This is a genomic window from Micromonospora sp. CNZ296 (genome assembly GCF_007827635.1).
In genome coordinates this window covers 295,388-303,726 of sequence record NZ_VISW01000009.1, presented here as the reverse complement: position 1 = coordinate 303,726, position 8,339 = coordinate 295,388, and the positions used below count along the sequence as shown (strand labels likewise).

At 71.0% G+C, this 8,339-nt stretch carries 7 protein-coding genes; 6 read left to right on the top strand and 1 reads right to left on the bottom strand.

What is annotated here, in order from left to right:
• Positions 1-496: ATP-binding cassette domain-containing protein (locus FB455_RS17525; protein WP_145754095.1), on the bottom strand; the 496-nt coding region annotated here is incomplete at its 3' end.
• 240 nt (positions 497-736) lie between these two features.
• On the opposite strand from FB455_RS17525, the gene FB455_RS17520 reads away from it, so the two are divergent.
• From FB455_RS17520 to FB455_RS17495, 6 genes are all read left to right on the top strand, one after another.
• Entirely contained in the window at positions 737-1,285 is a 549-nt protein-coding gene (locus FB455_RS17520; RefSeq protein WP_091332145.1) for a Uma2 family endonuclease, read from the top strand.
• Between the two features lie 68 nt (positions 1,286-1,353).
• The gene (locus tag FB455_RS17515) at positions 1,354-2,790 is read left to right on the top strand and encodes a TldD/PmbA family protein (protein WP_013288447.1); all 1,437 of its coding nucleotides are present in this window, start codon (positions 1,354-1,356) and stop codon (positions 2,788-2,790) included.
• On the top strand, positions 2,787-4,208 hold the full coding sequence (locus tag FB455_RS17510; protein WP_145754092.1) for a TldD/PmbA family protein: 1,422 nt from the start codon (positions 2,787-2,789) through the stop codon (positions 4,206-4,208). Before FB455_RS17515 ends, FB455_RS17510 begins: the two co-directional genes overlap by 4 nt.
• A 227-nt stretch (positions 4,209-4,435) precedes the next feature.
• Positions 4,436-5,257, top strand: coding sequence for a hypothetical protein (locus FB455_RS17505; protein ID WP_013288449.1), 822 nt, complete (start codon positions 4,436-4,438; stop codon positions 5,255-5,257).
• 10 nt (positions 5,258-5,267) lie between these two features.
• Positions 5,268-7,181 carry a fumarate reductase/succinate dehydrogenase flavoprotein subunit gene (locus FB455_RS17500; RefSeq protein ID WP_013288450.1) on the top strand — a complete coding sequence of 638 codons (1,914 nt, stop codon included), beginning with the start codon at positions 5,268-5,270 and terminating at the stop codon, positions 7,179-7,181.
• Positions 7,181-8,287, top strand: a complete 1,107-nt coding sequence (locus tag FB455_RS17495; protein ID WP_013475224.1) for a succinate dehydrogenase/fumarate reductase iron-sulfur subunit — start codon at positions 7,181-7,183, stop codon at positions 8,285-8,287. Before FB455_RS17500 ends, FB455_RS17495 begins: the two co-directional genes overlap by 1 nt.
• Positions 8,288-8,339 lie beyond the last annotated feature (52 nt).

Below are 8,339 nucleotides of genomic sequence, written 5' to 3'. Positions count from 1 at the left end.
GAATCCCCACCCGGCCCAACATGTCCACCGCCCGCGTCCGCGCCTCCCGCCGACCGGCCCTCGGATGATGCACCCGGTACGCCTCAGCGATCTGCCTACCCACCGAGTAGTACGGATGCAACGCCGACAACGGATCCTGGAAGACCATCGCCATGTCCCGGCCCCGCAGCCGCCGCACCTCCTCCTCACCCAACCCCACCAGCTGACGCCCACCCACCGAGATCTCCCCCGAGATGGTCGTCCGCTTCGCGTTGTGCAAACCCAGGATCGCCAGCGACGTCACGCTCTTACCGGAACCGGACTCACCCACGATCCCCAGCGTGCGACCCCGCTCCACGGCGAACGACACACCGTCCACGGCCCGCACCACACCGTCCTCGGTGTCGAACCGCACCCGCAGATCTCTGACCTGGAGATAGGGCCCGTCGCCGGAGCGCTGCTCCGGCACCTCCGGGCGGTCCGGCTCCCCGGACGGCACCGCCTCCGACCTGCCCATTGACCGCCTCCCCTTCGGTGATGAAGAGAACTTACAGGAAATCCCCAGAGGCGAAAATAAGCTACATCGAGCGGCCTGTCAGCGGCCTGAGCGTAACGACTGGGTTTCCGTCTCGCACCCCCGTCACCTGGGACATCCACGCCCGCGACTGGCCGTCGTCGCCTCGTCGCCGCACTTGTGGTGCGACGATGGTCCCGGCGACGAAGGGACGATTCCCGTCGGCACGAGGTGGAGGCGACGATGACCGCGGCGGTGTTCGGCCACGACGGCCCGTGGACCGAAGAGGAGTACCTCGCCCTCGGCGAGACGCGGCAACGCGTCGAACTCTTCGACGGGAGCCTGCACGTGACACCGGCACCGACCCCGCGGCACCAACGAATCCAGCGGAACCTCGGCAACCTGCTGGAGGCCGCGGCCCGGCACGTCGGCCTGGAACTGCTGGAGACGGTGAACGTCCGGCTCCGGCCAGGCCGCATACCGATTCCCGACCTGGTCGTCACCGAGCCGATCGACTTCGACCAGCCGATGATCGAGGCGCGGGACGTGCGGCTCGTGTGTGAGGTCATCTCACCGGGCAACGCGGCAACCGACAAGGTGCTCAAGATGCACTACTACGCCGCCGCGGGGATCGAGTGGTACCTGCTGGTGGAGCAGGAAACCGGCACGCTGCACCTGCACCGGCGGCAGGGTCGGCACTACCGCGAGGTGTCGGTGACCAAGCCCGGTTCCGCGCTGGAGCTGACCGAGCCCGTCCGGGCCACGATCCGGCCGGCGGATCTCGTCCCCTGACGGATGTCGGTGCGCTCGCCTAGGGTCGGGCGCATGAGCGAGCGTCGAGCGACCCATCAGGACAGCGCATGAGCGAGTTCGACGCGGCGACCGCCGCCGTCCAGGCCGCTCTCGACGCGGGCGCCCGCTACGCCGACGCCCGGGTCATGCACCGCCGCTACGAGTCGATGTCGGCCCGCAACGGCGACATCGAGGAGCTGAGCCAGGACGAGAGCATCGGGCTGGGCGTACGCGCGCTCGTCGGATCGGGGTGGGGCTTCCACGCCGTACCCGATCTGTCCGACGCCGCGGCCCGCGACGCCGGCCGGCGCGCCGCGGCGATCGCCACCGCGAGCGCGCGGGTTCCCGGTCCGCCGATCGACCTGGTGCCGGCCGAGGCGGCGGTCGCGAGCTGGGCCTCGGAGTGCGCCGTCGACCCGCTCGGGGTGCCACTGTCGGACAAGGGCGACCTGCTGGTCCGCGCCACGGCGACGATGCGCGAGCACGGCGCCGACCTGGCCGAGGGGCTCTACCAGATCTGGGACACCTCGAAGTGGTTCGTCTCCAGCGAGGGCCACCGGATCGACCAGCACATCCGGGAGTGCGGTGGCGGCATCTCGGCCACCTCGATCGGTGACGGCGAGACCCAGCGTCGGTCCTACCCGAGCTACCGCGGGCAGTACGGCACCACCGGCTGGGAGCTGGTCACCTCGCTCGACCTGGCCGCGCACGCCGCGCGGATCGCCGAGGAGTCCCGCGAGCTGCTCACCGCGCCGCTCTGCCCGGCCGGCGAGACCGATCTGATCCTCGGCGGTGAGCAGCTCGCGTTGCAGATCCACGAGTCGGTCGGGCACGCCATCGAGCTGGACCGCATCCTCGGCTGGGAGGCGGCGTTCGCCGGCACGTCCTGGCTCGACCTGGCCCGCCTCGGCTCGCTGCACTACGGCTCCGAGCTGATGAACGTGACCATCGACCCGACCATCCCGGGCGCGCTGGGCAGCTTCGGCTACGACGACGAGGGCTCCCCGGCGGTCGCCCGGGACGCGGTCCGCGAGGGGCGGTGGGTCGGGGTGCTCGCCGGCCGGGACTCGGCCGCCGTCGCGGGCCTTGACTACGGCGGCAGCGTACGGGCCGACGGCTGGGCCCGGCTGCCGATGGTGCGGATGACGAACGTGGGCCTGGAACCCGGCCCGCACACGCTCGACGAGATCATCGCGGCCACCGACGACGGGGTGCTGATGGACATCAACCGGTCCTGGTCGATCGACGACAAGCGGCTCAACTTCCAGTTCGGCTGCGAGGTCGGCTGGGAGGTGAAGAAGGGCCGCCGGGGGCGGATGCTGCGCAACCCCACCTACACCGGCATCGGGCCGGTCTTCTGGCGCTCGATGGACATGCTCTCCTCGGAGACGGTCGCCTGGGGCACGCCCAACTGCGGGAAGGGGCAGCCCGGCCAGGTCGGGCACACCGGCCACCCGGCCGCGCCGGCCCGGTTCCGTGGCGTCCGCGTAGGGGTGCGGGCATGAGCGAACGCGGCATGAACGCCGAGCTGGAGATCGCCGCCGGGGTGGTGGACCTCGTCCGGCACACGGCCGGTCCGGCCGCCGAGGCCGAGGTGCTGGTGACCCGCTCCGACCTGGCGCTGACCCGGTTCGCCAACTCGTTCGTCCACCAGAACGTGTCCGAGACCGGTGTCGCCGTGCACCTGCGGTTGCACGTGGACGGGCGGACCGCTACCGGCAGCGGCAGCCGGGTCGACGCCGACGGGCTGGCCGCCCTGGTCGAGCGGACCCGGGCCGCGGCCCGGCTCGCGCCGCCCGACCCGGCCTGGCCGGGACTCACCGCCCCGACGCCTGTGCCGTCCGGCCCGGCCGTCGACGAGGACACCGCGTTCGCCTCGCCCGACGAGCGGGCCGAGCGGGTACGCGCGTTCGTGGACGCGGTCGAAGGGCTGGAGGCGGCCGGCTACTGCCGGACCTCGTACCGGTCGGGGGCGTTCGCCAACTCGGCCGGGCACACGGCTGTGGGCCGGGCGGCCGAGGCGGCGATGGACGGCATCGCCCGCGCCGGCGGCGCCGACGGGGTGGCCCGGCTCTGCGCCGACCGGCTGGCCGATCTCGATGGCGCGGCGCTCGGCGCCCGCGCGGCGGCCAAGGCGCGCGCCGCTGCGGACCCGGTCGAGCTGCCGCCCGGGCACTACGAGGTGGTGCTCGAACCGGCTGCCGTCGCCGACCTGCTCCAGAACCTGGCCTGGTACGGCTTCAACGGCAAGCGCTACGCCGAACGGCAGTCCTTCGCCGAGCCGGGCACCGCCCAGTTCGACCCGGCGGTGACGGTGGTGGACGACCCGCTGCACGCCGGCACGCTGCCGTTCGACCTGGAGGGCACGCCCCGGCAGGCGTTGCCGCTGGTCGAGGGCGGCACCACAGGAGCGGTGGCGTACGACAGGCGCGGCGGCGCCGAGGCGGGCGCCGGGTCCACCGGGCACGGCATGCCGGGTAGCGCGACGTTCGGCCCGATCCCGCACAACGTCCGCCTGCTGACGGGCACGGCGGGCGTGGCAGGCGCGGCCGTCGCCGCCGGACCGGTGAGCGCGGGCGTGACCGGGGCGGTGGGCGACCCGGACACCGCCGCGCTGGTGGCCGGGATGCGGCGCGGGCTGCTGGTCAGCGACTTCTGGTACACCCGCGTGCTGGACCCGAAGCAGCTCGTGGTCACCGGGTTGACCCGCAACGGGGTGTGGCTGGTCGAGGACGGCGTGCCGACCCGGGCGGTGCGCGACTTCCGGTTCACCGAGTCGTACCCCCGGGCGCTGGGGCCGGGCCGGGTTCTCGGCCTGGGCCGGACGGCGGTCCGCCAGCCTGCCCGCGTCGACGGCTCCTGGTACGAGACACCGGCGCTGCGGCTGTCCTCGTGGCACTTCACCGGCGGCGCGTCCGGGTGACCCGGCGCGCCGCCGGGCGCACCACGCCACCGGTCGGCGCACCGTTCGGCCGACCCGCCACATTGATCATGAACTGACTCTTTCCAAGCTGCGGGACACACGGGACACTGCGTTGCGCGGCCGGGCCGTGAAGATCGGCGTAACGTGTGTCACTTAGCCGCACCGGTTCGCCGGTGTGGCCTCGCGCGTGCGCAGGACGTGACAGTGACGTCAGGGAGATGACTCAGATGACAACTACGTCGGCCAGGACGCCGAGACCGCAGCCGCGGGGAGGGCGGGCACGCGCCGCCATCGCGGCGAAGACGTTGCGGACCGACAGATGGTGGATCGCCCCGCTGATCACGGTGGTGGGGCTCAGCGCGTGGGTCATCTACGCGACGGTCCGGGTCTTCATGCACAAGTGGTACTGGGTGGAGCAGTACCACTACCTGACGCCGTTCTACTCCCCCTGCGTCACCGACCGCTGTGTCGAGGGCTCCTCGCACTTCGGCCAGTTCCTGCCCGGCTGGTGGATCATCCCGGACGCGGCGCTCACCCTGCCGTTCCTGCTGCTGTTCCGGCTGACCTGCTACTACTACCGCAAGGCGTACTACCGGTCGTTCTGGCTGTCGCCGCCGGCCTGCGCGGTGCCGGACGGGCACCAGTCGTACAGCGGCGAGACGCGGTTCCCGCTGCTCGGGCAGAACCTGCACCGTTACTTCTTCTACGCCGCCGCGATCATCTCGCTGATCAACACCTGGGACGCGATCCTGGCCTTCCACTCCCCCGAGGGCTTCGGCTTCGGCCTGGGCAACATCATCCTGATCGGCAACGTGGTGATGCTGTGGGCGTACACGATCTCCTGCCACTCCTGCCGGCACATCATCGGCGGGCGGCTCAAGCACTTCTCCAAGCACCCGATGCGCTACAAGGCGTGGACCGGGGTGTCCTGGTTGAACGTCCGGCACATGCAGCTCGCCTGGATCACCCTCGGCACCCTGGCACTCACCGACTTCTACGTGATGGCGGTCGCCGCCGGCTGGATCAACGACCTGCGGTTCATCAACTGAGAGCCTGGACATGACTGAGACGCGAATCGAACGACACCACTACGACGTCGTCGTGATCGGGGCCGGTGGCGCCGGCCTGCGCGCGGCGATCGAGGCCCGGCTGGCTGGCAAGAAGACCGCGATCATCTCGAAGTCGCTGTTCGGCAAGGCGCACACGGTGATGGCCGAGGGCGGCGCCGCCGCCGCGATGGGCAACGTGAACTCGCGCGACAACTGGCAGGTGCACTTCCGGGACACCATGCGCGGCGGCAAGTTCCTCAACAACTTCCGGATGGCCGAGCTGCACGCCAAGGAGGCGCCGCAGCGGATCTGGGAGCTGGAGACGTACGGCGCGCTGTTCGACCGCACCAAGGACGGGAAGATCTCGCAGCGCAACTTCGGCGGCCACGAGTACCCGCGCCTGGCGCACGTCGGCGACCGGACCGGCCTGGAGCTGATCCGTACGCTCCAGCAGAAGATCGTCTCGCTCCAGCAGGAGGACAAGCAGGAGTTCGGCAGCTACGACGCGCGGATCCGGGTCTTCTCCGAGACCACGATCACCGAACTGCTGCTCGACGGCGACCGCGTCGCCGGGGCGTTCGGCTACTACCGCGAGTCCGGCGAGTTCGTCCTGTTCGAGGCGCCCGCGGTGGTGCTCGCGACCGGCGGCGTCGGACGCTCCTACAAGGTCACCTCGAACTCGTGGGAGTACACCGGCGACGGCCACGCGCTGGCGCTGCGCGCCGGGGCCACGCTGATCAACATGGAGTTCCTCCAGTTCCACCCGACCGGCATGGTCTGGCCGCCCTCGGTGAAGGGCATCCTGGTCACCGAGTCGGTACGCGGCGACGGCGGCGTGCTGAAGAACTCCGAGGGCAAGCGGTTCATGTTCGACTACGTGCCCGACGTGTTCCGCAAGCAGTACGCGGAGACCGAGGAGGAGGCGGACCGCTGGTACACCGACCCGGACAACAACCGGCGTCCGCCGGAGCTGCTGCCCCGCGACGAGGTCGCGCGCGCGATCAACAGCGAGGTCAAGGAGGGCCGGGGTACGCCGGCCGGGGGCGTCTACCTGGACATCGCCTCCCGTAAGTCGGCCGAGGAGATCCGCCGCCGCCTCCCGTCGATGTACCACCAGTTCAAGGAACTGGCCGACGTCGACATCACCAAGGAGCCGATGGAGGTCGGCCCGACCTGTCATTACGTGATGGGCGGCGTCGAGGTGGACCCGGACTCCGGCGCGGCGTACGGCACCGTGCGCGGGCTCTACGCCGCCGGTGAGGTGTCCGGCGGCATGCACGGCTCCAACCGGCTCGGCGGCAACTCCCTGTCCGACCTGCTGGTCTTCGGCAAGCGCGCGGGCGGGCACGCCGCCACGTACACCGATCAGCTCACCACCCGCCCGGCGGTGTCGGTGGCGGCGGTCGAGGCCGCCGTGGAGACGGCGCTGGCGCCGTTGCAGCGGGACACCGGTGAGAGCCCGTACCAGCTCCAGCAGGACCTCCAGGTGGTGATGGGCGACCTGGTCGGCATCATCCGGCGCGAGGGTGAGCTGGCCGACGCGCTCGGCCGGCTGGCCGAGCTGCGGGAGCGGGTGGCGAAGGTCAGCGCGGTCGGCGGCCGGCGCTACAACCCGGGCTGGCACCTGGCGCTGGACCTGCGCAACATGCTCGTGGTCTCGGAGTGCACCGCGAAGGCGGCGCTGGAGCGGCAGGAGTCGCGCGGCGGGCACACCCGGGAGGACTACCCGGCGATGGACCCGAAGTGGCGGAGCGTCAACCTGGTCTGCTCGCTGGACGGCGACACGGTCCGGCTGACCCACAAGCCGCTGCCGAAGATGCGGCCGGAGCTGATCGGACTGTTCGACCGGGCCGAGCTGGCCAAGTACCTGACCGACGAGGAACTCGCCGAGTTCGACGCCCTCACCGAGGAGGCGAACAACTGATGGGAAGTAAGCGCCAGTTCCGCATCTGGCGGGGCGACGAGACCGGCGGCGACCTGAAGGACTACACCGTCGAGGTGAACGAGGGCGAGGTGGTCCTCGACGTGATCCACCGGCTCCAGGCCACCGAGGCGCCGGACCTGGCGTGCCGGTGGAACTGCAAGGCCGGCAAGTGCGGCTCGTGCTCGATGGAGATCAACGGCAAGCCGCGGCTGGGCTGCATGACGCGGATGTCGACGTTCGAGGAGTCCGAGACCGTCACCGTCACCCCGCTGCGCACCTTCCCGGTGATCCGGGACCTGGTCACCGACGTCTCGTTCAACTACGAGAAGGCGCGGGAGACCCCGGCGTTCGCGCCGCCGGCCGACGTGGCGCCCGGCGACTACCGGATGCAGCAGGTCGACGTCGAGCGCTCGCAGGAGTTCCGCAAGTGCATCGAGTGCTTCCTGTGCCAGAACGTCTGCCACGTGATCCGTGACCACGACGAGAACAAGCCGGCGTTCTCCGGTCCCCGGTTCTTCATCCGGGCGGCCGAGCTGGACATGCACCCGCTCGACGCGCGCACCGACCGCCGGGAGTACGCGCAGTCGGACATGGGACTCGGCTTCTGCAACATCACCAAGTGCTGCACCGAGGTCTGCCCCGAGCACATCAAGATCACCGACAACGGGATCATCCCCATGAAGGAACGGGTCGTCGACCGCAGGTACGATCCCCTTGTGTGGCTCGGTAACAAGATCTTCCGGAGGGGTCAGGTGCCTCAGACCAGCGCGACCAGCGGGCATTCGAGCGGTGCCGTCACGTCCGGAGGGGCGCAGGGCGGGGCGCACGCGCACGGCGGCGGTTCGCACGCCGGCGGGGTGCACTCGCACGCGGGCGGCTCGCACGACAGCGCCGCCGAGCGTCAGGCCCAACAGGGCGTCAACTGGCACCGCGAGGTGCCGCACCCGACCGCCCCGGCGGTGGACGCCAACGGCAGGCTGCCGCTGACCGAACTGACGTTCAACAAGGCCGCCGCGCCGTCGCCGTTCGGTGACGACGTGACGTTCCCGCTGCCGCCGGAGCACCTCAACTTCGCTCACCCGCAGCAGGACGAGCCGAAGCACTGAACAGCAGCGCGACGATGACGGGGGCCGGCGGCACGAGCCGCGGGCCCTCGTC

What these genes read in the sequence shown, in the direction of transcription:
- FB455_RS17505 (WP_013288449.1), top strand. Translation starts at nt 4,436, where the DNA reads ATGACAACTACGTCGGCCAGGACGCCGAGACCGCAGCCGCGGGGAGGG.
- FB455_RS17495 (WP_013475224.1), top strand. Translation starts at nt 7,181, where the DNA reads ATGGGAAGTAAGCGCCAGTTCCGCATCTGGCGGGGCGACGAGACCGGC.
- FB455_RS17500 (WP_013288450.1), top strand. Translation starts at nt 5,268, where the DNA reads ATGACTGAGACGCGAATCGAACGACACCACTACGACGTCGTCGTGATC.
- FB455_RS17510 (WP_145754092.1), top strand. Translation starts at nt 2,787, where the DNA reads ATGAGCGAACGCGGCATGAACGCCGAGCTGGAGATCGCCGCCGGGGTG.
- FB455_RS17520 (WP_091332145.1), top strand. Translation starts at nt 737, where the DNA reads ATGACCGCGGCGGTGTTCGGCCACGACGGCCCGTGGACCGAAGAGGAG.
- FB455_RS17515 (WP_013288447.1), top strand. Translation starts at nt 1,354, where the DNA reads ATGAGCGAGTTCGACGCGGCGACCGCCGCCGTCCAGGCCGCTCTCGAC.